This is a genomic window from Methylomonas sp. 11b, assembly GCF_000515215.1.
GTDB lineage: Bacteria > Pseudomonadota > Gammaproteobacteria > Methylococcales > Methylomonadaceae > Methylomonas.
Map to the genome: position 1 here is coordinate 4,700,240 of NZ_KI911557.1, position 23,242 is coordinate 4,723,481.

General features: G+C 50.8%; 22 protein-coding genes. 11 read left to right on the plus strand and 11 right to left on the minus strand.

The genetic code is table 11. The features are described from left to right. The first annotated feature begins 14 nt into the window (after positions 1-14). The 3 genes from METH11B_RS0122605 (at position 15) to METH11B_RS0122615 (ending at position 2,757) form a co-directional block, all read left to right on the plus strand. The gene (locus METH11B_RS0122605) at positions 15-809 is read left to right on the plus strand and encodes an inositol monophosphatase family protein (protein ID WP_020485389.1); all 795 of its coding nucleotides are present in this window, start codon (positions 15-17) and stop codon (positions 807-809) included. Positions 810-895: 86 nt separating this feature from the next. Continuing rightward, positions 896-1,804, plus strand: a complete 909-nt coding sequence (locus METH11B_RS0122610) for an NAD(P)-dependent methylenetetrahydromethanopterin dehydrogenase (RefSeq protein ID WP_026603994.1) — start codon at positions 896-898, stop codon at positions 1,802-1,804. 47 nt (positions 1,805-1,851) lie between these two features. After that, on the plus strand, positions 1,852-2,757 hold the full coding sequence (locus tag METH11B_RS0122615; RefSeq protein WP_036276354.1) for an NAD(P)-dependent methylenetetrahydromethanopterin dehydrogenase: 906 nt from the start codon (positions 1,852-1,854) through the stop codon (positions 2,755-2,757). 43 nt (positions 2,758-2,800) lie between these two features. Here the strand turns inward: METH11B_RS0122615 and METH11B_RS0122620 are convergent, their stop codons facing one another. After that, complete coding sequence (locus tag METH11B_RS0122620; protein ID WP_026603996.1) at positions 2,801-3,439, minus strand: response regulator; 639 nt, start codon at positions 3,437-3,439, stop codon at positions 2,801-2,803. 163 nt (positions 3,440-3,602) lie between these two features. Between METH11B_RS0122620 and METH11B_RS0122625 the strand changes: the two genes are divergently transcribed. Further along, a complete protein-coding gene (locus METH11B_RS0122625) occupies positions 3,603-5,312 on the plus strand; it encodes a proline--tRNA ligase (RefSeq protein WP_026603997.1) in 1,710 nt (569 codons plus the stop codon). 70 nt (positions 5,313-5,382) lie between these two features. Here METH11B_RS0122625 and METH11B_RS0122630 read toward each other — a convergent pair whose 3' ends face one another. The 3 genes from METH11B_RS0122630 to METH11B_RS29605 form a co-directional block, all read right to left on the minus strand. After that, positions 5,383-5,553: a rubredoxin gene (locus tag METH11B_RS0122630; RefSeq protein ID WP_020485394.1), complete on the minus strand. Its 171-nt coding sequence runs from the start codon at positions 5,551-5,553 to the stop codon at positions 5,383-5,385. A gap of 242 nt (positions 5,554-5,795) precedes the next feature. Next, positions 5,796-7,118: a DUF3422 domain-containing protein gene (locus METH11B_RS0122635; protein WP_026603998.1), complete on the minus strand. Its 1,323-nt coding sequence runs from the start codon at positions 7,116-7,118 to the stop codon at positions 5,796-5,798. 286 nt (positions 7,119-7,404) lie between these two features. Beyond that, positions 7,405-7,626: a hypothetical protein gene (locus METH11B_RS29605; RefSeq protein ID WP_020485396.1), complete on the minus strand. Its 222-nt coding sequence runs from the start codon at positions 7,624-7,626 to the stop codon at positions 7,405-7,407. Between the two features lie 573 nt (positions 7,627-8,199). Between METH11B_RS29605 and METH11B_RS0122645 the strand changes: the two genes are divergently transcribed. Further along, positions 8,200-9,177, plus strand: a complete 978-nt coding sequence (locus METH11B_RS0122645) for a YcbK family protein (protein WP_026603999.1) — start codon at positions 8,200-8,202, stop codon at positions 9,175-9,177. 65 nt (positions 9,178-9,242) lie between these two features. Here the strand turns inward: METH11B_RS0122645 and METH11B_RS0122650 are convergent, their stop codons facing one another. The 3 genes from METH11B_RS0122650 to METH11B_RS0122660 form a co-directional block, all read right to left on the minus strand. Next, positions 9,243-10,904 (minus strand): L,D-transpeptidase family protein, encoded by a 1,662-nt coding sequence (locus METH11B_RS0122650; protein WP_026604000.1) that lies wholly within the window; start codon positions 10,902-10,904, stop codon positions 9,243-9,245. Between the two features lie 316 nt (positions 10,905-11,220). Further along, entirely contained in the window at positions 11,221-11,895 is a 675-nt protein-coding gene (locus METH11B_RS0122655) for a transaldolase family protein (RefSeq protein ID WP_026604001.1), read from the minus strand. Positions 11,896-11,957: 62 nt separating this feature from the next. Continuing rightward, on the minus strand, positions 11,958-12,206 hold the full coding sequence (locus METH11B_RS0122660; RefSeq protein ID WP_036278155.1) for a Rho-binding antiterminator: 249 nt from the start codon (positions 12,204-12,206) through the stop codon (positions 11,958-11,960). A gap of 49 nt (positions 12,207-12,255) precedes the next feature. Between METH11B_RS0122660 and METH11B_RS0122665 the strand changes: the two genes are divergently transcribed. Next, the gene (locus METH11B_RS0122665; protein ID WP_231499656.1) at positions 12,256-13,461 is read left to right on the plus strand and encodes a DUF1624 domain-containing protein; all 1,206 of its coding nucleotides are present in this window, start codon (positions 12,256-12,258) and stop codon (positions 13,459-13,461) included. A gap of 124 nt (positions 13,462-13,585) precedes the next feature. Beyond that, positions 13,586-14,362 (plus strand): hypothetical protein, encoded by a 777-nt coding sequence (locus METH11B_RS0122670; RefSeq protein WP_026604004.1) that lies wholly within the window; start codon positions 13,586-13,588, stop codon positions 14,360-14,362. Between the two features lie 439 nt (positions 14,363-14,801). On the opposite strand, the gene METH11B_RS0122675 is transcribed toward METH11B_RS0122670, so the two are convergent. The 4 genes from METH11B_RS0122675 to METH11B_RS0122690 form a co-directional block, all read right to left on the minus strand. After that, positions 14,802-15,941, minus strand: coding sequence for a DEAD/DEAH box helicase (locus METH11B_RS0122675; RefSeq protein ID WP_026604005.1), 1,140 nt, complete (start codon positions 15,939-15,941; stop codon positions 14,802-14,804). A 208-nt stretch (positions 15,942-16,149) separates the two neighbouring features. Beyond that, on the minus strand, positions 16,150-16,515 hold the full coding sequence (locus tag METH11B_RS0122680; protein ID WP_026604006.1) for a sirohydrochlorin chelatase: 366 nt from the start codon (positions 16,513-16,515) through the stop codon (positions 16,150-16,152). A gap of 9 nt (positions 16,516-16,524) precedes the next feature. Next, the gene (locus METH11B_RS0122685; RefSeq protein WP_026604007.1) at positions 16,525-17,142 is read right to left on the minus strand and encodes an SOUL family heme-binding protein; all 618 of its coding nucleotides are present in this window, start codon (positions 17,140-17,142) and stop codon (positions 16,525-16,527) included. 24 nt (positions 17,143-17,166) lie between these two features. Then, positions 17,167-17,583, minus strand: coding sequence for a thiol-disulfide oxidoreductase DCC family protein (locus tag METH11B_RS0122690; protein WP_020485406.1), 417 nt, complete (start codon positions 17,581-17,583; stop codon positions 17,167-17,169). Positions 17,584-18,798: 1,215 nt separating this feature from the next. On the opposite strand from METH11B_RS0122690, the gene ppgK reads away from it, so the two are divergent. The 4 genes from ppgK to METH11B_RS29300 all read left to right on the plus strand — a co-directional run bounded on the left by ppgK (position 18,799) and on the right by METH11B_RS29300 (position 23,198). Then, entirely contained in the window at positions 18,799-19,542 is a 744-nt protein-coding gene (gene ppgK, locus METH11B_RS0122705; protein WP_036278163.1) for a polyphosphate--glucose phosphotransferase, read from the plus strand. 536 nt (positions 19,543-20,078) lie between these two features. Further along, complete coding sequence (locus METH11B_RS0122710; RefSeq protein WP_026604010.1) at positions 20,079-20,546, plus strand: (2Fe-2S)-binding protein; 468 nt, start codon at positions 20,079-20,081, stop codon at positions 20,544-20,546. Next, positions 20,543-22,900, plus strand: a complete 2,358-nt coding sequence (locus METH11B_RS0122715; protein WP_026604011.1) for a xanthine dehydrogenase family protein molybdopterin-binding subunit — start codon at positions 20,543-20,545, stop codon at positions 22,898-22,900. The genes METH11B_RS0122710 and METH11B_RS0122715 overlap by 4 nt, the downstream gene beginning before the upstream one ends. Before the next feature lie 127 nt (positions 22,901-23,027). Continuing rightward, positions 23,028-23,198, plus strand: a complete 171-nt coding sequence (locus METH11B_RS29300; RefSeq protein WP_155931182.1) for a hypothetical protein — start codon at positions 23,028-23,030, stop codon at positions 23,196-23,198. The last annotated feature ends 44 nt before the right edge of the window (positions 23,199-23,242 follow it).

Sequence of the window (23,242 nt, forward strand, 5' to 3'; positions counted from 1 at the left end):
TTCCAATTCGATCTATGCACCCGATGCTTAATATTGCCGTCCGCGCAGCGCGGAATGCCGGCGACCTAATCCAACGCTCTTCACAAAATATCGAGAAACTCACCATCGATCAAAAAAGCCGTAACGACTACGCCTCCGAAGTTGATCGGGCTGCCGAGCAGGAAATTATCAAAGTCATCCGTGCCGCGTTTCCCGACCATGGCATTCTGGCCGAAGAAAGCGGCGAGCATAAAGGTAACGATTACACCTGGATTGTCGACCCTCTGGATGGCACCACTAATTTTTTACACGGCTTTCCACAATATGCCGTGTCTATAGCGCTAAAAAACAAAAACAAACTGGAATTGGGTGTGATTTATGACCCCAGCCGCGACGAGCTCTTCACTGCCGAACGCGGCGGCGGGGCGATGTTGAATAATCGCAAAATCCGGGTAACCAAACAAAGCAGTATGCGCGGTGCCCTTATTGGCACTGGTTTTCCGTTTAAAACCATGGAAAACATAGAGCCCTATCTAGGTATGTTCAAAGCGGTCTGCGCAGATTCTGCCGGTATCCGCCGCGCCGGAGCCGCCGCGCTGGATATGGCTTATGTGGCCTGCGGTCGTCTGGATGCGTATTGGGAAATCGGCGTGAAGGAATGGGATATTGCCGCCGGAGTGTTGCTGGTGCAGGAAGCCGGCGGTGTTGCCACGGATTTTTCCTTTAACGACAAATACTTACAGTCCGGTAACATTATCGTTGGCAACCCCAAGATGCACCAGTTGATGTACCATGCTATCGAGCCGCATGTGCCGGCGCGTTTAAAATAAAGCGCAATTTGGCATTTAGCCTAGAATTGTTATCGTCTTGTCTTTTCTTTTATACTTACCGGCTAATCAAATTATAAGAGGCCATCATGGAAAAACCCTTTATCCTGCACATGCTGACTACAGCCAAGAACTTAAGCCCGTTCGACGTCAATATGGCGATGGACGCCGGCTGGATTTCAGCAATCCCCTACATCAACGTTGAACCCAGCGAAGTCAGGGGCTTGGTCCAAGATGCTATTTTTTCGCGCAGTCCGAAAGGCCTGTTGCGCACCGCTATTTTTATCGGTGGCCGGGAGACCAAGCAAGCAATGGATATGTTGAAAATGGCCAAGAATTCCATGGTCCCGCCTTTCGAAGTATCAGTATTCGCAGATCCTAGCGGCGCATTCACTACGGCAGCCGGCATGGTCGCAGCAGTTGAAAAAGAACTGGCTGAAAAATTCGACACCACGCTGGAAGGTAAAAACGTGATCGCCTTGGGCGGTACCGGTCCGGTCGGTCAAGCGGCTGCGGTGATTGCCGCTCAAGCGGGCGCTAAAGTCCGAATCATCGGTAGGCAACTCGATAAAGCCGAGCGCACCGCAGAGCTATGCAGCGAAGAATTTGGCGATGGCAAAATTACAGTGCTGGCAGGCGCCGACGCCGATAAGACCGAATATATGAAAACCGCCGATGTGGTTTTTGCAACGGGTGCGGCGGGCATTGAATTGCTCAGCACAGAATTAATCTCCCAAGCTGCGCAATTGAAAGTAGCGGCCGATGTAAACGCGGTACCTCCAGCCGGTATTGCCGGTGTGGATGCGTTCGATAACGGCAAACCGTTAGCCGGATCCACCAGTGGCGCGGTAGGCATAGGCGCTCTGGCGATAGGCAACATCAAATACCAAGCGCAAAGCCGTTTGCTGAAAAGAATGCTGGAAAGCGATCAACCGCTATTCTTACATTTCGAACACGCTTTCGAAGTCGCTCGCGAATTCATCAAATCGTCTAAGTAATTAGCTAAGCTCCCCAAAGTCTGCCTATCACAGAGGGTAAGGTAAAAATGGCAAAACGCAGCATACTTCACATGTTCGACCCGATGCCAAACAACAGTCCGTTTGACATTAACATGGCACTCGACGCAGGCTTTGATGTGCTGATGCCGTATTCCAACGTCAAATTGGAGACCATTCACAATTTGACCCAAGATGCGATTTTTTCGCGTAGTCCGTCGGCCAGCAAAAAAACCGCGATCTTTATCGGCGGCAGGGATATGGGCATGGCTATCGACATGTTGCAAGCCACCAAGCCGGCCATGGTGCCGCCATTTGAGGTTTCAGTATTTGCCGATCCCAGCGGAGCTTGTACCACAGCGGCTGCTTTGGTGGCTTGCGTGGAAAAAGCGCTGAAAGAACATCATGGCAAGGAATTGAAGGGTAGCAAGGCGGTTGTGTTCGGCGGCACCGGCCCGGTCGGTATCGCCACCGGCGTGATAGCGTCCTTGCAAGGTGCAGAAACAATCTTGGTGGATCATCTATCGATCGATTCCGCAAAGGATGCTGCCAAACAATACAACCGGCGCTTTGGCGCTAGCATGACTGGAGGGGTTGCCCATAATGACGAAGAAAAAGCAGCGTTAATAGCCGATGCAGACTTAGTATTCTGCACGGCAAAGGCCGGTATCCGCGTCATCAATGCCGCCGTCCTGGCGCAAGCCAAGCAGTTGAAAGTAGCCGGTGATGTTAATGCCGTACCGCCATCAGGTATAGAAGGCATAGAGTTAAACGATTTATCGGCACCATTAACCTTGGCAAATCAATCGACTAATGCCGTCGGTGTCGGCGCGCTGGCGATAGGTAATGTTAAATACCAGTTACAACACGAATTGTTGAAAATGATGCTGGAAGCTGAGAAACCGGTATTTCTGGATTTTCGGGAAGCTTTTACCAAAGCCCGCACCTTGGTCTAAGTATTTCAGGGATGTGCGTTAGCCGAACACGCATCCCTGCTATTTAAAGGGCATCCAAATAATTAAATTTGACCGCCAGCCTGGTTAATTCCACATCGTTTTTTATATTCAACTTGCGATACAAGCGATAGCGATAGGTATTGATGGTCTTGTCGCTCAGTTGCAAGGCTTCCGACATTTCCTGAATACTCCTGCCGCGCAAAATCAGGCGCACCACTTCAGCCTCACGTTGGGAAAGCTGTAAAAAAGGCGAAACATCCGCGCCTGGCAAAAACTGAAAAGCCAAATTACTGGCCACATCCTGGCACAAATAGCGCTTACCGGAAATTACCGATTTAATCGCCGCCACCATTTCGCTGACCGGCGAAGCCTTGGATACAAAGCCGACCACACCTAGTTTCAGCAACTGTTGCGGTATGGGGCCGTCGTTGTGCACCGACAAAGCAATGATTTTAATCGACGGCCGTGATTGCAATATGCGGCGGCACGCTTCAAATCCGCCTATGCCAGGCATATTAATATCCATCAAAATGACATCGGGCGGCTCTTGCTCGACAATCCGCAAAGCTTCCTCGCCACAATTACAAACGGCGACCACTACAATATCCTTTTCAGCTGCCAGCAAAGCTTCTATGCCGCTTCTGACAAGCTCATGATCATCAACCAGCAGTACTTTAATCATAACTTCCTTTTTCTGGGTCTTTTATCTGGTCAAGTTTCCCAAATTTCATCAACAACAGCAACGCTAAAAGTTATTAGGATAGACCCAAATAGCGTCGTTGATTCGTGGTTTTGGCGTTTAGCCGTTAAAATAGCGGTTTTGATAAAACAACCTCAGGGCCAATATGCGCACTTCCCAATTTCCTCTTAGTACCGTCAAAGAAATACCGGCCGACGCCGAAATAGCCAGTCATAAACTCATGATACGCGCCGGCTTGATCCGTAAACTTGCCGCCGGCGTCTACACCTGGCTGCCGCTGGGTTTGCGAGTGTTGCGTAAAGTTGAGCATATTGTCCGTACGGAAATGAATAAAGCGGGTGCTTTGGAAGTACTGATGCCGGCCTTGCAACCTGCGGAGCTATGGCAAGAAACCGGTCGTTGGGAAAAATACGGACCGGAGTTGGCGCGACTGAAAGACCGTCACGACCGCGAATTTTGTCTGGGTCCAACGCACGAGGAAATTATCACCGATCTCGCTCGTTATGAATTGAAAAGCTACAAACAGTTGCCTATTACTTATTACCAAATTCAGAGCAAATTCCGCGACGAAATCCGTCCGCGTTTCGGTGTGATGCGTTCGCGCGAGTTCATCATGAAAGACGCTTACTCCTTCCATCTCGATCAGGAATCGCTACAAGCGACCTACGACGTGATGTATCAAGCTTACACCAATATTTTTAACCGCTTTGGTTTGAAATTCCGGGCAGTGATAGCCGACTCCGGCTCAATTGGCGGCGCGGTTTCCCATGAATTCCACGTACTTGCCGAATCCGGCGAAGACGCAATTGCCTTTTCCACCGTCAGCGATTATGCCGCGAATGTCGAAAAAGCCGAAGCTGTCATGCCGGACGGGACACGCGCCGAGCCGACCCAAAGCAAAACTTTGGTGGATACGCCAAATCAGCACAGCATCGAAGACGTCAGCGGATTTTTTAAGGTTGATGCCAAGCAATGCCTGAAAACCTTGATCGTCAGGGGCGAGGACGACAGCTTGGTTGCGCTGTTACTGCGTGGCGATCACGAATTAAACCCGATTAAAGCCGAAAAAATCGACGGTGTCCTGTCGCCACTGCAATTTGCCAGCGATGAAGAAATTCTCGGCGCCTGCCACTGCAAACCCGGTTCGATAGGTCCTATCGGTTTACGCATCAAGATAGTTGCCGACCGCAGCGTGACTTTGATGTCCGACTTTATTTGCGGCGCCAACCAAGACGGCAAACATTATCAAGGTGTCAATTGGCAGCGCGACTTAGAGTTGCCGGAGCACATTGCAGATTTGCGCATGGTGGTGGAAGGCGATCCGAGTCCCGACGGCAAAGGGCAAATTACCATTGCCAGAGGCATTGAAGTGGGCCATATTTTTCAGCTGGGCACTAAATACAGCGAAGCGATGAACGCCGCTATTGTTAACGAAGCCGGCAAAAACCAAATCATGATCATGGGCTGCTATGGCATTGGTATCTCGCGGGTGGTCGCGGCGGCTATCGAACAAGGTCACGATGAACGCGGCATTATCTGGCCTAACGAACTAGCACCGTTTCAAGTGGCTATTTGCCCAATGAATATGCATAAGTCGGATCGCTTGATCGATACGGTCGAGAAAATCTATAAAGATTTAACGGATGCGGGTATCGAAGTGTTACTAGACGACAGAAAGGTTCGAGCGGGATTCATGTTCTCGGATATGGAGCTGATCGGCATTCCACACCGGATTGTAATCGGCGACCGCGGCCTGGATAGCGGCACCGTCGAATATCAAGGACGGATGGATAAAGAAAGCCAAAATGTTGAGTTCGGCAATCTAGTCAGTTTTATAAAGGAAAAACTTGCTTAGTGTCGATTAGATTAATCAGACGAAAAAGGGCGCAAATTGCGCCCTTTTTATTGACTGCACTAGACGCTTGTTAGCGTACCAGAGTAAACATGGATTTTACCGCGCCGCATTTAGGGCAGCCCCAATCTTCCGGTACATCTTCCCAGCGAGTACCAGGTGCGACGCCGTTGCGTGGATCGCCCAATTGCTCGTCGTAAATGTGGCCGCAGGTTTTGCATTTGTATTTTCTATACTCTGCCATGGATTGATTCCTCGAATTGTAATCACGGTTTAAAGAAAGCCCGGCGATTGTAGCCGATGCTCTGCGCACAAAAAACCACGAAGATTTGGAGGGGATTGTTCGGATTACCTTAAAGATGTCTGGTCGGGCTTAGTCAGTCAATTCTCAAGGTTACCTAATTGCATGATATTCATAAATAAATATCATTTTTACCTTGTTAAATATTTGGCCGATTCAGGGCGAGCGCCATGATGGGATGGTATTCACTCTGTCGTATTTGCAATGATCTTATGAATTCGCTTGGTGCTAATGCCGATGATCACCAGAATAAACGGAATTGAGACGCCTTCCACCAACTCGGCATCAACATGCCATCCTAAGCTGTGCAATGCTTCGGCGATTTTGCCGATTAGGCTCGCAGCATAATAGGTGATGGCTACCATCGAAATGCCTTCCACCATTTGTTGCATGCGCAACTGCATTTTTGCCCGCAGGGCCATGGACGATAGCAAGCCCTGGTTTTGCCGCTCGATAATAATGTCGACTTTGGTGCGTAACAACTGGCTGGCATTGCTCACGCGTTCGGAGACTAGAGTAAAACGGTGCGATACGGAATTGCAGGTATGCATCGCCGGTTCCAAACGCCGTTTCATAAATTCGCCCAAGGTTTGAATGCCCTGAATCCGCACTTCGCGCAAGTCTTCCAGGCGTTGGCCGACCAATTGGTAGTAAGCGCTGGCTGCGGCAAAGCGAAATTGATGGGTGGAAATATGGTTCTCCACTTCAGCCGCCAACGCCGTTAACTCATCCAGTAGTTTGGCGTCATCGTTATCCGGTTGGGTCATCGAATTAGTGATGGTATACAGCTGCCGATCAGCCTTTTTTAATTCCGGATAAAGTTTACGCGCGATAGGGAACGCTAACAGCGCCATCACGCGGTAAACTTCGATATCGAACAAACGATGCAATAAGCGTCCGGCCTGCGCGGTTCTCAAGTTTTGATTGACCACCAAAAATCGGCTAAAGCCATCGACATGAATCCGAAAATCGGTAAATACGGCTGCCGCTCCGCCAGTTACTTTTGAGCCGACGATCGGGTTGCCGGCAAAGTAGGTGGTTAGTGGCGATAAATCCATTTCGTCTTGGTAATTAACGTCTGCTGCTGAGACGACGCTGGCATGAGCGGCAACGATCACTTTTCCGCTGATCTGCGATAACCAATCGACTGGGACTTTTTTTAAAGCAGGGTCTGCAAACGGCTCCGCGGCGGTGTCGTAGGCATAAAAGCTGTAGGTACTGAATTCGCCGTGTTGCTCCCAACTCATCTGAAACGCATCGAAGCTGGCGCTAAAGTGGTCCGCATCCAGGTCGGGCGGTGCAGTTCCAAACCGTTCGCAGAGTGCTTTCAAATGCCGACGTTCTTGCATTTTCTCGTCGCTTGTTAGCGATAACGCCAAGTAACTGGCCCTGACTGGCAAGCTGAGAATAGACGAGGCCCTAGCATGGACTTCGTTGTGCAAGATAAACCGTTGCGGATGATTTTCCGGGATCTGAAATAGAGTAGTCACAAGTAAATTGGGTAGCATCAAGGGTTAGCGTTTATCGCTTTTACCGATGAATATAACGTAGAGAAGGGTAGGTTGCTACTGCCCAAGCGGATGCGGGCAACGGGCGATAAAAAATCCGAGTATCAGAAATGTGTGACGCCCTTATTCAGGTGTGTTGATGAAATGGTTTGCGCCAAGCAAGTTATTGATTTTAAATGGATGTCGATATTGGCAAGCCCATTGGCTCTGGCGCAGGCCGTTTTTTGACAGTGATGTTTCTCGGGTTTGAGTAATCGGTTGCGGCTTTTAGGTCCGCCGTTGAGTATTACTCCAGTTTGGTAAATTTGCTCACAAAGCTGATTTGGCAGTTTTGACCTGTTATCCCGGATGCAAAACTCCTTTGGTGGCGTAAATAAGAGTCGTACATGGCGCAGCCATCGTGCGAATGAAAGTTTATGAAGGGGTCGTAGCCTTTTTGGGAAAAAAAGGAATGACAGAGCTGCTGAGACAGTGTCAGTTGATTTTGGGCTTTAATGAGCTTTTCCATGTCGTTCTCCAATGATTTGCAGTCGAGATACCATACGCTTTCTAGCAAAATGCTTCTGTGATACGCGGTTCGTAGTAAAAAATATTTTGTGTTTTTATTAAAAAAATGGCGAGAAAACAGCCTGAGTCACAAAGCTGGTGTTTTCGTTTTATGGGGGTAGTTTGTCCCTCGCAAGTTTTAGCGGCTTAATTTTCAAGTCAGCTTTTACAGTACTTTGCGGACAGCAACTGATTATTTCGATAGGGCGCGGCTTGGCAGGCTTCGCATATCAAAACGGTGACATTGTTTGGGTTTGTCCGCAGTTGTCAGGCTATTTCTGGTGCTTTTATTGCTGTCCGGAAAATTCTAAAAGCGCGAATAGTAAGCGGAGAAAGTGAGGTTTCAAGCTGAATTGAGTGGCAGTTTGGTGTGGGTTGAATGTCTGCAAGCTTCTCCTGTGTAAGCAATCCTTGTGGCAAAATGTCGGCAAAAGCAAATTTGAAATGTGACAGAGTGCTATAATTACAAAACACCGATAGGCATTAGCCTTCGGAATCATCACTATCCGAATGATGTTTAATCAGGAGATTATGGATGCTGAGACATAATTTAGAAAATCAAGACAATAAGCAAGACGACGTAGAGCTGTCTCGACGCAGCTTCTTTGGGCGTCTGGCTGTTGGTGCGGTTTTATCTATTGCGATGCCCGGCGTAGTGCATGCTGCGAAAAGCGTAGCGGTAAAAGCGGATAAAAACCATCGATTGGCGAAGTCGGCAAGGAGCGCAGTGCGTTTGCCTAAACATGGAGTCATTCAGGCGACCAAGGCTGTTCGTCAACCTGCCAAACTAAGCAAAAGCGCTGGCGGAAACAACCTTAAATCTGTTGTCGGCGAGCATGGGCACCTGCATACCGCCCATGCGGAACGCCACTCCCTGCATGAGTCTCGCGTGCGAGATATTTACACAGGCAAAAAGCAACACGTAAACACGGCGTCATACCATGCCAATCGTCATGGTAATCAGGGCGGTAGAGTACATTCTATTATTCAGCCGGCGCCAAGAGAACCATTCATGGAATCTAGCCAAGATTCGTTGTTCTTGGCTGATCACGGTCGCTTGGCGACACATCGGGCGTTGGCGTTTCAAAATCCGCATACTGGGGACAAATTAAGTCTGACGTATTTTGAAAGAGGCCGTTATCTTACTGATGCGTTGGATGAAATCAGCTTTTTGTTGCGCGATTATCGCACCGACGATGTACATCCTATCGATCCGGAATTACTGGATCAGTTGCACGATTTGAAACAAATTTTGGGTTTAAATCAACCGTTTGATGTTATTTGCGGTTATCGTTCGCCATTGACCAACGCCAAACTGCATGCCGAGAACTCCGGCGTTGCGAATAACAGCTTCCACATGCAAGGCCGGGCTGTGGATATTCGTATCGAGCGCTTCGATCTTCGGCGTATTCATAGTGCGGCGCTGGCTATGCATCGTGGCGGAGTCGGATATTACCCTGAGTCAAACTTTATTCACCTTGATACCGGAACCTTCAGAACCTGGAAGTTATAGAGTCGTTCGCTCATAAAAAAAGCGCCATTTGCGGCGCTTTTTTTATGTCTGCTCGATTTTGCCGCTTATGGATTGGCGCCGACGTCCGGGCTTTTACTCATCACCAATTGATTATTCGCTGTCGAACTAGCTGTAGTTGGAGCATGGATTTTGTCCAGTGCCTTTTTCAGTTGTTGGTCCTGGCCGTAAACGTCCGGGTAAAAACGTAACTGGTTTTGATGATCGACAAATGTCGTGCCGTAATAAAACAGTACCGGTACGGCGCGTTTTAGCGTTACGTGGCGGGTTTTAGGGGCCGACATTGCTTGCTTGATGGTTTCTTTGTCCCAGCCGGCCTGATCGCCCAGGACGAATTGGGCTAATTGTTCCGGCGCCGATACCCGCACGCAGCCGTGGCTTAAATCGCGACGTGGGCGGTTAAATGCGGCATGGCCGGGGGTGTCGTGTAAATACACGTCCGCCGTATTTGGAAATACGAACTTAACCCGTCCTAACGGATTTTTCTTGCCCGGGCGCTGCCGCGCGCGCAAATAGCTGCCGCCGCCTTTCTCTTCACTGTTTTGGTGTCTTACCAGTTCTATTTCCTGGCTAGCTAAATAGCCTTGGTTATTTGCTGCTTTTGGCAGTATTTCTTTTTCATAAATAGTTTTTGGAATGTTCCAGTAAGGCATAAATTCCAGATATTTCATTTCTTCCCACAGTACCGGCGTTTGGTTGCTCTGGGACTTGCCTACTACTACTTTCATGTTCAGCGGGTTAGGGTCGTCAACTGAATTAAACGCCCACAACTCAAATGCCGGGATATTAACCACAATCATCGGTCCGTCGGTGGTATCCGGAATCCAGCGCGCGCGCTCCATGGCCAGCGCGATCTGGGCGATTTTTTCGCTCGAAGATTGATTGAATAATGCGGCAGTGGCCGAGCCAATCACGCCATCTGCCGTTAAACCTTGTTGTTGCTGAACTTTTTTGACGGTGGCAACCAAATCGCTGTCGTAAGTTTTACTATCGGCGGCGCTATTGTCCAGTAAGCCCATGTCCCGCAGTCGTTGGCGCAAATGCACGATATGCGGATGCTTATCGCCTGGACGTAGCATTTTGCCGGGCTTGAATTCCTGAGGTCCCGTTTGATTTCCCAACTGCTGCAAACGCGTGAAAATTTGTTTGAGTTGTTGGTATTGCTTAGTTTTAGGCTCAAATTGACCGACTACCTCGGTCAATGTTTGTGATGCCAAGTGTTGTTTCAACAAGCCGGCCAAATCCAAAGCGGGTTTGGGAGCGATGTGTACCGGATACTCAACATCGCGCGGATCCACTTGGCCTTGCCGCAAATCGTGCAGATAACGTACCAAGGACACGGTCAAAGCCACATCGTAACCCGCAACGGCAGCGTTATCAGGATTCGGGCCACTGATCAGTTGTTTCAGGCGGTCAACGTCATAATTGGCAGGATTCAACGCATCGTTGGATGCATTGTTTAATATGCTCAACAAATCGTTAAAGTTTTTTTCCGAGCGATTTGCCGTAAACCAGATCGGTTGAAATTGAGTATTAAGATAGATTTGGCTAACAAGCTCGCTAACGCGGCTAAAATCGGCGCGTAACAACAGCGGATGTCGTTTACTAAGCAGAATGGCGCCAATTGGGTTGTCGGCAGGAATAGGATTAACGATTTCGGAAACGCTATTTATCGAAGGCAGACTGGTTTCCTGCACTGTAGCGGGCATATCTGCGCTCCACACCTGCTCTGTTCCAGCATAATAAATACAGGCCGCCAACGCTAACCGAGCATACCTATGGCGCGAATCTTTCAGGGCGTGCGATTGAGTTGTCATGGTTACACGAATAGGGTTCGAATTGGGTGTTTATCGTATGCTTTACGGTTAAGACAGGCCGCAAAGCTAAGCAATATAATGTTAGTCTAATTGTACCCTGTTATGACAACAATTGACGCGAAAAGCTTGCCAAAGCTTTGTAATTTGGGGTATCAGGGAAAGGGCGAAGTTGTTAACCGAGTTCCCTAAATTTCCTCGTCATTCCTCTTTAGCTTTCAAAAGACAGTTTATCGGCAAATGCCGCTTGCCAGTCGTGGCTGAATTTCGCAACGGCAGTGTCGGTAGCTGGAGTGGTCAAGATTTGCTGGGCAATGTCCAGCGGCAAGGTTACCGCGCCCACGCCGAGTTTTAACACCTGCAAAACCTGATTGACGTTTTTGAAGCTGGCAACCAAAAGTTTGCTGGGCAATTGGTAGTGGTCGATTAAGGCTTGCAAATCGCTGACTACAGCAATCCCGTCAAAGCCTTGATTGTCGATGCGGTTGAGATAGGGCGCCAGGTAATCGGCGCCATGCAGCGCCGCAAGCATCCCTTGCTGGACGTTATAAATCGCAGTAGCCAATAGCGGGATATTATCTTTTTTCAGTTGTTTGATAGCACTTAAACCAGCATTATGCGCAGGTATTTTGACAATGATGTCGAACGGTAACTCGTGGAGTTTGTGCGCTTCCGCGATGATACCGTCAACCGAGTTATTAAGCACTTGTACATGAAACCGCGCTTCTGGGCCGATGATGTCTGTCAGTATCGGTAACAGTTCATGTAGACCGATTCCGCCGGTCGCCATAATCGATGGATTGGTGGTAACGCCCGCCAAGGGTAAAGCTGGGCAAAGGTTTTTGATGCCGGCTACATCGGCGCTATCTAAATATATTTCTAACATCGAACAAGGATTGTGATTTTGCGGATAAAGGCGGCCAGTATAACCAGTGCTGTTAGATAGCTTTAGAAAATCACCTCGGTAAAGCGTGCGTTCGGCGTCAGTACTTGCAGTTTTGCCAGTTGATCCAGCGCGATTTTCCCAGTGGGGCTATGCTCCAACAATAGAAATTCGTGTCTTTCTTCGGCCACTACATTTAATGCCCGACCCTCGACGATTCTTTTGTCTTTTAATGTCAATCTAACCCGATAGCCGTACAGACAGGCAATTTCGATATAGTCGTGCAAATCGCAAGCGATCCGGCATTCGCTCATGGCAGTCTCCCCTTGAGTTTTTTGCTGATCGATCTTACCCTCGGTGTCTTTGATTGCCAATCATGTGGGGCAAATTACCTTGGATACCGTTTCATCTTCCAGACGCTTAGCGTCTATCGACGTCTTGCGCGGCCTGGTCATGGTATTGATGACACTGGATCATACCCGCGATTTTTTCAGTGCCAGTCATTTCAGCCCTACCGATCTGGATAAGACTTCAGTGGCCTTGTTTCTGACCCGCTGGATCACGCATTTCTGCGCGCCGGTGTTCGTGTTTTTGGCCGGCACCAGCGCATATCTGTGGCAGAGTCGCCGGGGAGCGGATGCGCCGTTGAGCCGATTTTTGCTGGAGCGTGGTCTGTTACTGCTGGTTTTGACCTGCACCGTGGAAGCCTGGTCGTGGAATTTTCGCGCCGATCTGCGGCACATCGATGGCGGCGTGTTGTGGGCGATTGCTTGGTCGATGATCGCGCTGGCCGGGCTGGCAAAGTTGCCGTTGGGTTGGTGTGTGGCGTTGGGTGCGACCATGATAGTGGGGCATAACGCTTTCGATGCACTCAAGCCTGTCGACTTGGGAAGTTTCGGGCCCTGGTGGGCAGTGCTACACACTGGGGACGATGTGCCGTTCGGTGACGGCTGGCTACTTAATCCCTATTATCCGTTGATTCCATGGATAGGCGTGATGGCCGTGGGCTTCGGATTTGGAAAGTTATTGACTAACGACGTCTGGCACACGCGGCGTAGGCTTTTTAACTTGGGCCTAACATTGATAGGCGCATTCTTGGTACTGCGTTTCAGCAATCTGTACGGCGACCCCAAGCCTTGGCAAAACTATCCGGACCCGGTGTTTACCGTATTGTCGTTTATCAACTGCCATAAATACCCGCCGTCCTTGTTGTATCTGCTAATGACCTTGGGGCCGGCGTTGCTGATCTTGGCGCTGGCCGAGGGCAAGGCAGCCGAACGCTTCGGTTTTTTACAAGTATTCGGCAGGACCCCGCTGTTCTTTTATCTGCTGCACTTGTACCTGATTCATGGTCTGGCAGTATGGGTGGCGGCAATCACGGACGGACCGGTGGCGGCAATAATCGGCGGAGGTATTTGGTCGCCGGACTTACCGCAAGACTACGGCTATGGTTTGCCGGTGGTTTATGGCATTTGGCTATTTGTGGTGCTAACGCTGTTTCCCATCTGCCAGGGCTTTGAAACCTTAAAGGCTCGCAAGCCGCATTGGCGCTGGCTCAAATACCTGTAAATCGTATGGAGTGTTTTCCTTGGTAGCCGGCGCGCAACCAGCGGCGGCAGCTTTACTTTTAAATGTGAATGCAATAGTTTGCAAGCGACTTTACTGTCGCAATTAATCCCTTTTGGAGGTCAGTATGAAACGCACTATCGGCTGGATTATTCCTACTTTTCTGGCAACAGCGGCTTGGCAGGTGCAGGCTGACGAATCGGAGGCTAGTAGGGGACTTAACGTCGCTTTTACGGATTGCACCGAGTTCGTGGGCGTTGCGCCTGTTGCAGAAAGTAAAGCACGGGCTCTGGTACCTAGCCAATACCAACTTGTCGTGGATGACGCCGGAGCAAAATTGGTGGTGCGCATTGCCCATTGTCAAGGTGTGGCAGTGAATAATCGCCCAGCCCAAGCCGGTACGGTGGCCCACCTTGGCATCATGCTGTATTCGCCGGACGGTACCGGAACCGATCCCAATACCGCCATCAATAATTACACCCTGACTTATGCGAGCAACGTGCCGGCCTTGGTTAACGGTTTGCGTAAACAAGGCGTGCCTGCACAATGGGACGGCAATTTGACCTATGAAGTGACGCCGACAAGCGCAACAAACGAGTTTTACGCAGCGGTTTCTCCCGATGCTCCTGATGCTGTCACTTGGTTTTTACATGGCAATGTTGCCGAGCCGGAGATAGCCAGTCCGTTTCTGGCAAATTGGTGGTCTTATTCCAAGAAAGGCGAAGTGAAGATGGCAACCAATATCGAGCAAATTTATTTCGACTTTAGTTCTACTGTGTCTTTCTTTACAGCTAGAGCTAGCATTATCGGCGACTTGCTCGGCGGCAATAGCATTGCCAATTTTCCTTTGAGTTTTCGCGGCAAGTTTGCCAGCGCGCAAATGACGGTGACCCGTGCGCGCTAAAATTTTAAACAGCCATTAAGCAGGCTTAGCTTCCTTGGTCTGCTTTTGTTTATTTAACTGAGTTAAAAAAAGCTTTGATAATTCCAGCCGGGACGAGGCGGTGGTGGTTGGTGAGCGAAGGGCATAATAAACCTCTGTGATGCATTTATTAGGGATAAAAGATGCTCCCGCAGATTCAGCAACGATGCGCTCTATTGCTTTAATCGAATCTACGGGAGCACAAACTAGGAAATATTGAAACTAATACACTGCGAGGGAGAATCTACCAGCGAAAAGCCGACAAGCAAGAGCGGGTAAAATTTTACTGCGATGAAATAGAGTCCAACTGTGTCTCGCCGTTTTGTCCGTAAATCTACTGACGTCACGGCGAAGTGTCCTAGGTTTGCACGCTCACCAACACCAATCTGTGATGGTGCGGTGGGCATGAATTGACGGTCATTTAAGCGGCTGCGAAGCCGTCTACCTGCTCGCGGGGTATTTGCAGGCCTATTAATTTTTCAACTAAGCGCAAGGCCTGATATTCGTCTTGCGATACCAGCGAAACCGCCTGGCCGTTTTGTCCGGCGCGGCCGGTTCTGCCGATGCGATGCACATAATCGGCGGACGAGCGCGGTAATTCAAAATTCACTACGTGCGGCAATTGGGCAATATCGATGCCGCGTGCCGCCACGTCAGTGGCAACCAACACGCGAATGTCGCCGGCTTTGAAGCCTGCCAAAGCGCTGGTTCTGGCGCCCTGGCTTTTATTGCCGTGAATCGCGGCAGCCTTGATATTGGCGATGTTCAGTTTTTCGGTGAGTTTGTTGGCGCCGTGCTTGGTACTGGTAAACACCAATACTTGCTGCCAGTCTTTAGTTTTCACCAGATGGGTCAACAAGGCGGTTTTCGCGGTTTTACTGACGGTATAAACCCGTTGATCGATCAGGTCGGCGGCAGCGTTTTCGACGGCCACTTCAATTTTGACCGGATTAACCAGCAAATCGCCGGTTAACTTGCGAATATCGGCGGAAAAAGTCGCGGAAAACAACAGGTTTTGGCGTTTTTTCGGCAGCATGGCCAGGATTTTGCGAATGTCTTTGATAAAGCCCATGTCCAACATGCGGTCAGCTTCGTCCAGCACCAACATTTCCACTTTATCCAGTTTTACGGCGTTTTGACTGACCAAATCCAGCAGACGACCCGGCGTTGCGGTCAGAATGTCCACGCCGCCGCGCAAGCGCATCATTTGTGGATTGATCTTCACGCCGCCGAATACGACTTCGGATTTTAAGCGCGGTTGTTGATGCGCGCCGTATTTGGCAACGGATTCGGCAACTTGCGCGGCCAACTCTCGTGTGGGCGTCAAGATCAGTGCGCGCACGGGCCGATTGCGGCCATAGTCGGTTTGCGCCAAACGGTGCAAGATCGGCAAGGTAAAGCCGGCGGTTTTGCCGGTGCCGGTTTGCGCGGCGGCAAGTAAATCGCGCCCGGTTAACACGGCGGGTATGGCTTTACTTTGAATGGGGGTAGGGGTGGTGTAGCCGGAATCGGCAATAGCTTTTATTAAAGCCTCGGATAAACCGAGATTGGAAAATGGCATTAAGGTCTCAATGGGGAAAATAAGGGGAGAAATCTGTGTTCGGCAGTACTGCTGTCGCGATGTCCGCCCGGGGACTAAGGGAATTACATATTGAAGATGAACTTTCAGCCGGCAGTCTATCACGGTTACCGGTTTAAGGTTAGGAAACCCGCGTTAGCCTGATTTAACGGCTGCTCGCGGCAGTGAAATTGATGCGCAAAAGCCGTGTTCAAATAGCCAAATTGGCCAGATCGAGTACTATACCGCCGATTTTTTCCGCGGCGCCCAAATGGTTGGCAATACGTATGTCGATTTGCGGATGTGTGTCGCGAATCCTTTGCACGTGTTCGGGAACATCGATGCTGACGTGGCGTCCCGCTGACAGGAAATAAGGCATCACGACAATCTGCCGCGCGCCCTGGGCTATTTGTTGGCGTAAGCCTTGCTCTATAGTCGGTTCGGCGATCTCCAGAAAAGCACAGTCTATTGCCGCGAAGCGGGTAGTCATCAGCCGCAGTTTTTCTATCAGCTCGCGAATCTCAAGGTTGGAATCCTCCCGACGGCTGCCGTGCGCCACCACTAACAAATGTGTCACCGGAATGCCTTATTCGATGTCTATATGGATTTCGTTGCGGCGTAAGGCGGGTAGAGTCCAAGGTGGATCGTATGCCGCCGAACGCGGGGCGGTTAGGGGCGTGAGCTGCTGTTGTTCGATCCAGGCCAGCAATAGTTGGCTTTTTTCGTGAATTTTTTCCAGGTTAAGACTGCCGGAATAGCGCAACACCGCGACTTTTTTCGCGGGTAAGACTTTGATAGTCACTTGGGGATCGATTGGAGTCGGTAATGTTTCGAGACTATAGCCCGCCGGCATCACGAAAGCCATCGTCCATTTGTTACCGACTGCCTGCTGCAACACAGGCGCGGTCATCGCGATTTGTTCGCCGGCATTTTCGCGAAACACCGGGGCGGTCATGGCCATCTGCTGTTTTTGCTGATTGCCGCCAAAAATATAGCCGGCCAAGCGATTGAAACCGATATTGCCGGCTTGCGCGTAATCGGCGTCAATGACGGTTTCGGCGATTAATAAGGGCGGATACTGCCTGATTTGCACGTCCCCCTGTTCGGAGAGCAATTGGTATTGCGGTTCGGCGCTGCTTCTAATGCCCATTACCGTGCATCCGGTCAAAATCAGGCTGCCGATTAGGGCTAAGGGGTTTTTCATATAAACGAGTCTCGTCAAAGAGGGTCATGTTTTTTCATGTCCGGAGCGAATGCTGCAACTTGCATCTTGGCAGCGTTTGGCGCCTAACAAGGTACCGAAACGTAAACGGTGCCGGGCAAACCATGCATACAGACGGTCAAACAGCGGTTTTAGCAGGGGCCAGCGGGTGGGAGCCATCAGCCATCCCAAGCCGACAGCGCTGTAAGCAGCGTAAAACACCGGCATCCCCTTGATCAGGCGGCCATCGGCGCACACACCATGGATTTCCGCCATCAATTCGTCCAGCGATTTGTCATAGTGAGCTGGATTGAAATCCTCGGCATGAATATCTTGCAAAGCCAGTTTGTTTTGCTTGTTTCGCGACTGTAACCAGGTCACTTCCTTCCGGCAAATCGGGCAGCGGCCATCGTAAAGCAGAGTGAATTCGTATTCGTTATTCATTGGGCGGTTCTGGGAAGTGGTGCTAGCGGGCTTGTCGCTGGGACTGGCGGCTTAATAGCCCTGCAAGTCTGTATTGGTTTGCTTTGTAATTTCACAATGTTTGCGTATTCCCTAGCTTCGGATTCCGCAAAAAAAAGTCCCCTCGCGATGCGGGGCTCGCGCAGTCGGCGAGATACTCGCGTCGAAGGGGATTGCGGGCTATGGAGCACCCCTCTGAGGACGGAACGTGTGTCAGGAATCAAAAAACTTAACACTCCGCAATCTACCAGCAGATGTGGTGGAAGCAAGGAGGCGAATGCTAAAAAAGTAGGGTGATCACGTCACATTTTCCCTTTCTGGGCGGCAGTGGTGAAAACGATGTGGATAGGCGATTCCAGCAATAGTTCCCGTTATATTGTTTATTAAAAGGGAATTATGAATAACTTAAATGGCTAATTGTAAATTTTCGACAGGGGATTATAGTGAAGTCGTACTTTAAATTGACTGCAAACGGTTGAGGCGGATCAGATGTACGTTCCAGGTACTCTTAGGAAAGACAGTATTGCCGGTATTCAGTTTGCTACCGGTATTTGGAACTTTTCGATGGGTGAGTTTGTTACATCTACGTTGTCGTTCGCTGCTGCGACTATTTCCAGTATTTTGCTTTTTGTTGGACCCGCTAGTGCTTTATGTTTTATGTGTGACCTCCCTCGTAAGCAGTGACTCCGGCACTGCACACTCTATAGCCTCTATCGTTGTATTCGGTAGAGGCTTTTTTTATCTACATGACGGGCTATTTGCTCCGGACGTGGTAAATCGCGTAGCCGGCAAAAAACATGGTTAAAAGGTAAATTGTCACTGTGATCATTTGGTACTCCTGGTTATCTTTATTGTTGTGCGCCATTTATAACAGAAATCCGGGCACATAATCCGGTAATTGCTTTGGCGACAGTTTTCGCATGTTAGTGTTGTCGCCGATGATCGTGGTTTTCCACAAAAACTGTGGATAAGTTTGTTGGTATGCTGATAAAAGTAAGCGCAAGTCGCTGTATTCAAGCAGGCGCTCGCAAATTGGCTAATAATTGACCACGGTTACTTGATTGATCACGTTCTCAGCACCGGAAATCCATAGCCGCAATAGCCGTTTGTCGGCCACGGTGACGGAAATTTTTCTAAGCCCTTAGCCGCTCTTCGCCTAGAATGTCCAATCTGCATGGCAAACTTTCAGGACATTTTATGCAAATTCTCGGTGTGGATATTGGCGGTTCGGGTATCAAAGGTGCGATTGTTGATACCTTGACGGGCGAACTGGTTTCCGAACGGCATCGGATCGATACGCCGCAACCCGCAACACCGGAGGCGGTAGCAGCGGTGCTGGCGCAATTGGTATTGCATTTTGGTTGGACCGGGCCCATCGGCTGCGGTTTTCCGGCAGCGATTCAACAGGGCGTGGTGCGCACGGCGGCGAATATTTCCAAGGCCTTTATTGGCACCAATATCGATAAATTGTTTTCAGAAGCCACCAACTGCGAGTGTCACAACTTAAACGATGCAGACGCCGCCGGTATCGCGGAAATGCATTTTGGCGAGGGTGCGGGCCAAGTGGGTGTAGTCTTGTTGATTACCATCGGCACCGGCCTGGGGACCGCGCTGTTTACCGATGGCAATCTGCTACCCAATACGGAACTGGGTCATGTGTATCTGGAAAACGGTCTGGAGGCCGAGCGCTTTGCATCCGATGCCGCCCGTAAATTGCAAGATTTGGGTTGGAAAGCTTGGGGCAATCGCTTCAACGTTTATTTGAGTACGATGGAAAAACTGTTCTGGCCCGATCTGATCATTTTGGGCGGTGGTGCGAGTAAAAAATTCGATAAATTTAAAGAGCAGATAGCCATAAAAACCCCGGTGAAGCCGGCGGCTTTTTTGAACCAGGCCGGTATTGTCGGCGCGGCGCTGTATGCCAAATCCAAAGTTGTCTGAGCAATGGCGCTTGAGTCGATAAACCTTATGCGCAGAAACGGCAAAACCCGGGCTTTTTCAAGTAGCCGTTAATATTTCCATCGTTGATAAATTCTGTTCCCAAGTCACCTTGACTATCGAATTACCTGCGGTAACCTGCTTATCATGAGGTTGCCGGTGGTGAAAAATTCAATTTTTTCCGTGAGAGCAATCAGACAAGATAGTCGGCAGCCTCATATTTTCCATATGTAGTAAAACTAATTTTCTGACTTGTTGCCTTGCAAGCTTGCCGGAGATTAGCGCAAATCATGGGTGGTGCTGGTGACGCAAGCCTCTAGGTCGGGAGATAGCTAGAGGCCCGTCATCAGTATCATTCCTGGTATTTTCAGTACCCCATAACAACTAAAGCGACTAGTCACCAGGGCTTTAGATTGTTTAGAGGCGAAGCGCCTTTACTGCCCAACCCTGCCCGTGTACCATGCTGCGAACTATCGCGCCGAAGTTGTTGATGGATGTGCCGGCGCCGTTATTAACCGCCGACTGACGCGAGAAATCTCATGACAACGCTCAATATCAACGGTAAAAGCCGCAAGATAAATCTGCCCGCTGACACGCCACTGCTTTGGGCGCTGCGCGACCAATTAGGATTGACCGGCACGAAGTACGGCTGCGGGATGGCGTTGTGCGGCGCCTGCACGGTACATGTGGATGGCGAACCGACCCGCGCCTGTGTCACGCCTATTTCGGCTGCGGCGGGCAAAAAAATTGTCACTATCGAAGCTATAGAGCAGGATCAGACCGGTAAAAAGGTCCAGGATGCCTGGCTGAGTTTAGGTGTACCGCAGTGCGGCTATTGCCAGGCCGGGCAAGTCATGAGTGCTACCGCACTGCTTAAACAGCATCCGCAACCCAGCGATGCCGATATCGATAAAGCCATGAGCGGCAATCTATGCCGTTGCGGTACCTATCCGCGGATTCGCGCCGCGATCAAGCAGGCCGCCGGTTTGCCGGAGGTGCAATCATGAAAAACTCAGCAGAATTTCTGCAAGCCGATATCGAGCAAAGCGATACCGACGACGGGTATTTGATCGACAACATCAGCCGCCGGACCTTTATCAAGCAGTTCGCCTTGAGCGGCTTTGTGTTGGCCATTGGCCTGCCTACTTTGCACAGAGCGGACGAAGCCGCCGCGCCAGCTGCTGCCGGCAAGTTCGGTGCCGATGCGATGCCGCACGGTTGGGTCGATAATCCTTTGGTTTTTGTGGCCATCGCCGCCGATGGCGCGGTAAGCATCATCTGCCACCGTTCCGAGATGGGGCAGGGGGTACGTACCAGTTTGCCGATGGTGGTGGCCGATGAGCTGGAAGCCGATTGGTCCAGGGTAAATGTTGTGCAAGCGCCTGGTGACGAAAAGCGTTTCGGCAATCAAGACACCGACGGTTCGCGCAGCATGCGCCACTTTTTCATGCCGATGCGCCGAGTCGGGGCGGCTGCCAGACAAATGCTGGAAGCTGCCGCCGCAGCGCGCTGGCGCGTGCCGATAACGGAAGTCCGCGCCGAGCAACACCATATACTGCACATCGCCAGCGGCAAAACCTTGGGCTACGGCGAGTTAGCCAAAGCGGCGGCAAAGTTGCCGGTGCCAGACCGCGACAGCTTGCGTTTGAAGAATTCGACGGAATTTCGTTACATCGGCAAAGGCCGGCAAGGCGTTTACGACGGCCCGGATATTGTGTCCGGACGCGCTATGTATGGCATCGATACCCAACTGAAAGGTCTGCTATACGCCGTCGTGGCGCGGCCGCCGGTGTTGGGCGGCAAGCTTTCAAAATATGACGCTAGTGCCGCGCTTAAAGTGCCGGGAGTCATAAAAATTGTCGAATTGCCTAGCAGTCCGCTTCCTGCCGAATTCAATCCGTTAGGTGGTATCGCGGTGATTGCAAGCAACACCTGGGCGGCGATCCAGGGCCGCAATGCTTTAAAAATCGAGTGGGACAGTGGGGAACATGCCAGCTACGATTCGCTAGCCTACAAAGCCGAACTGGAAGCCGCCGTCCGCCAGCCGGGTAAGTTGGTGCGCCAACAAGGCGATGTCTATGCCGCATTGCAAGGGGCAGCCAAGCGCCTGGAAGCGGAATATTATTTGCCGCATCTGGCCCAAGCACCGATGGAACCGCCGGCGGCGACGGCCCGCATCATCAAGGGACATTGCGAAATCTGGACGTGTACCCAGGCGCCGCAGTTGACCCGGGATAAAGTCGCTAAATGGCTGAAATTGCCGGAAGACAAAGTAACCGTCAACGTCACGCTGTTGGGTGGCGGTTTCGGGCGTAAATCCAAACCCGACTACGTCATTGAAGCGGCATTGTTATCGCAGGCTATGCGAGGCAAGCCGGTGAAAGTGACCTGGACCCGCGAAGACGATCTGCATCACTCCTATTTCCACACGGTGTCACTAGAGCGCTTGGAAGCAGGCTTGGATGCGCAGGGCAAGCCGGTAGCCTGGCTGCATAGAACCGCTGCGCCGAGCATTTCCTCCACCTTTGGGCCGGATAGCAAGCAACAAATGCCGGTGGAATTGGGCATGGGTGTGATCAATGTGCCGTTTGCAATCGACAACCTGCGCATCGAAAACCCACCGGCAGCGGCGCATACTCGTATCGGCTGGTTTCGCTCGGTGTCCAATATTCCGCATGCGTTTGCCGTGCAGTCTTTTGTGGCTGAATTGGCGGCGGCAGCCGGACGCGATCATCGCGATTTTCTGTTGGAGATCATCGGCCCGGCCCGGCGGATCGATCCGACCAGTTTAAATGACACCTGGAACCACGGCGAATCGCCCGCGCTTTACCCCGTCGATACCGGCCGTCTGCGCCGCGTAATCGAAACGGTGACCCGCGAGGCCGGCTGGGGGCGTCAGCTGGCCAAGGGGCAGGGCTTGGGTTTGGCCGCGCATTATAGTTTCGTGACCTATGTCGCTGTGGTTGTGGAAGTAGCGGTCGATGAGACCGGCAAGTTGAGCGTCCCCAGAGTCGATGTGGCGGTGGATTGCGGTCCGCAAGTCAATCCTGAGCGGATTCGTGCGCAGATCGAGGGGGCTTGCATCATGGGTGTGAGTTTGGCGACGCTGGGCGAAATCAGCTTTAAAAACGGCGCAGTGCAGCAAGACAATTTTCATGCGTACCAGCTCACGCGCATCGACGACGCGCCGCGCGAAATCAAAGTGCATCTATTGCCGTCTGCAGAATTTGATACACCTTTGGGCGGTGTTGGCGAACCGGGAGTGCCGCCGATTGCACCGGCCCTGTGCAACGCTATTTTTGCGGCCACGGGTCAGCGGATTCGGCAATTACCGATACGGGATCAGCTTTTGAAAGACTGAGGGCTTATGTGCAAGGCAGCGAGCTCAATTGGCTGGCCGCGGCCTTTTAAAGCTTTGGTAAAACCGGTCGATAACCGGATGCCAGCCGAAACATGGCCGGTACTATTCAATCAAGAGGAGATATACCATGTCATCCGTCTCGGGAGTGGGTTTAACGCCGTATTTCCCTATCACCAATCAACCGAAACAGCCCGCAGCGAATCAGCAGGCCGCAACACCGCCAGTGCAAGCTATGGTGAAAGATGCTGATGGCGATAATGACGCTAGAAAAGGCAGCAAGATCGATACCTATGCCTGATAGCGTTAGCGGTTCCAAGCAGTAAGAAAAAGCCGGGTAACACC

Bases quoted from the DNA above. Each gene is read 5' to 3' on its own strand.
- METH11B_RS0122605 (WP_020485389.1), top strand. From the start codon at position 15: ATGCACCCGATGCTTAATATTGCCGTCCGCGCAGCGCGGAATGCCGGC.
- METH11B_RS0122610 (WP_026603994.1), top strand. From the start codon at position 896: ATGGAAAAACCCTTTATCCTGCACATGCTGACTACAGCCAAGAACTTA.
- METH11B_RS0122615 (WP_036276354.1), top strand. From the start codon at position 1,852: ATGGCAAAACGCAGCATACTTCACATGTTCGACCCGATGCCAAACAAC.
- METH11B_RS0122620 (WP_026603996.1), bottom strand. From the start codon at position 3,439: ATGATTAAAGTACTGCTGGTTGATGATCATGAGCTTGTCAGAAGCGGC.
- METH11B_RS0122625 (WP_026603997.1), top strand. From the start codon at position 3,603: ATGCGCACTTCCCAATTTCCTCTTAGTACCGTCAAAGAAATACCGGCC.
- METH11B_RS0122630 (WP_020485394.1), bottom strand. From the start codon at position 5,553: ATGGCAGAGTATAGAAAATACAAATGCAAAACCTGCGGCCACATTTAC.
- METH11B_RS0122635 (WP_026603998.1), bottom strand. From the start codon at position 7,118: ATGCTACCCAATTTACTTGTGACTACTCTATTTCAGATCCCGGAAAAT.
- METH11B_RS29605 (WP_020485396.1), bottom strand. From the start codon at position 7,626: ATGGAAAAGCTCATTAAAGCCCAAAATCAACTGACACTGTCTCAGCAG.
- METH11B_RS0122645 (WP_026603999.1), top strand. From the start codon at position 8,200: ATGCTGAGACATAATTTAGAAAATCAAGACAATAAGCAAGACGACGTA.
- METH11B_RS0122650 (WP_026604000.1), bottom strand. From the start codon at position 10,904: ATGCCCGCTACAGTGCAGGAAACCAGTCTGCCTTCGATAAATAGCGTT.
- METH11B_RS0122655 (WP_026604001.1), bottom strand. From the start codon at position 11,895: ATGTTAGAAATATATTTAGATAGCGCCGATGTAGCCGGCATCAAAAAC.
- METH11B_RS0122660 (WP_036278155.1), bottom strand. From the start codon at position 12,206: ATGAGCGAATGCCGGATCGCTTGCGATTTGCACGACTATATCGAAATT.
- METH11B_RS0122670 (WP_026604004.1), top strand. From the start codon at position 13,586: ATGAAACGCACTATCGGCTGGATTATTCCTACTTTTCTGGCAACAGCG.
- METH11B_RS0122675 (WP_026604005.1), bottom strand. From the start codon at position 15,941: ATGCCATTTTCCAATCTCGGTTTATCCGAGGCTTTAATAAAAGCTATT.
- METH11B_RS0122685 (WP_026604007.1), bottom strand. From the start codon at position 17,142: ATGAAAAACCCCTTAGCCCTAATCGGCAGCCTGATTTTGACCGGATGC.
- METH11B_RS0122690 (WP_020485406.1), bottom strand. From the start codon at position 17,583: ATGAATAACGAATACGAATTCACTCTGCTTTACGATGGCCGCTGCCCG.
- ppgK (WP_036278163.1), top strand. From the start codon at position 18,799: ATGCAAATTCTCGGTGTGGATATTGGCGGTTCGGGTATCAAAGGTGCG.
- METH11B_RS0122710 (WP_026604010.1), top strand. From the start codon at position 20,079: ATGACAACGCTCAATATCAACGGTAAAAGCCGCAAGATAAATCTGCCC.
- METH11B_RS0122715 (WP_026604011.1), top strand. From the start codon at position 20,543: ATGAAAAACTCAGCAGAATTTCTGCAAGCCGATATCGAGCAAAGCGAT.
- METH11B_RS29300 (WP_155931182.1), top strand. From the start codon at position 23,028: ATGTCATCCGTCTCGGGAGTGGGTTTAACGCCGTATTTCCCTATCACC.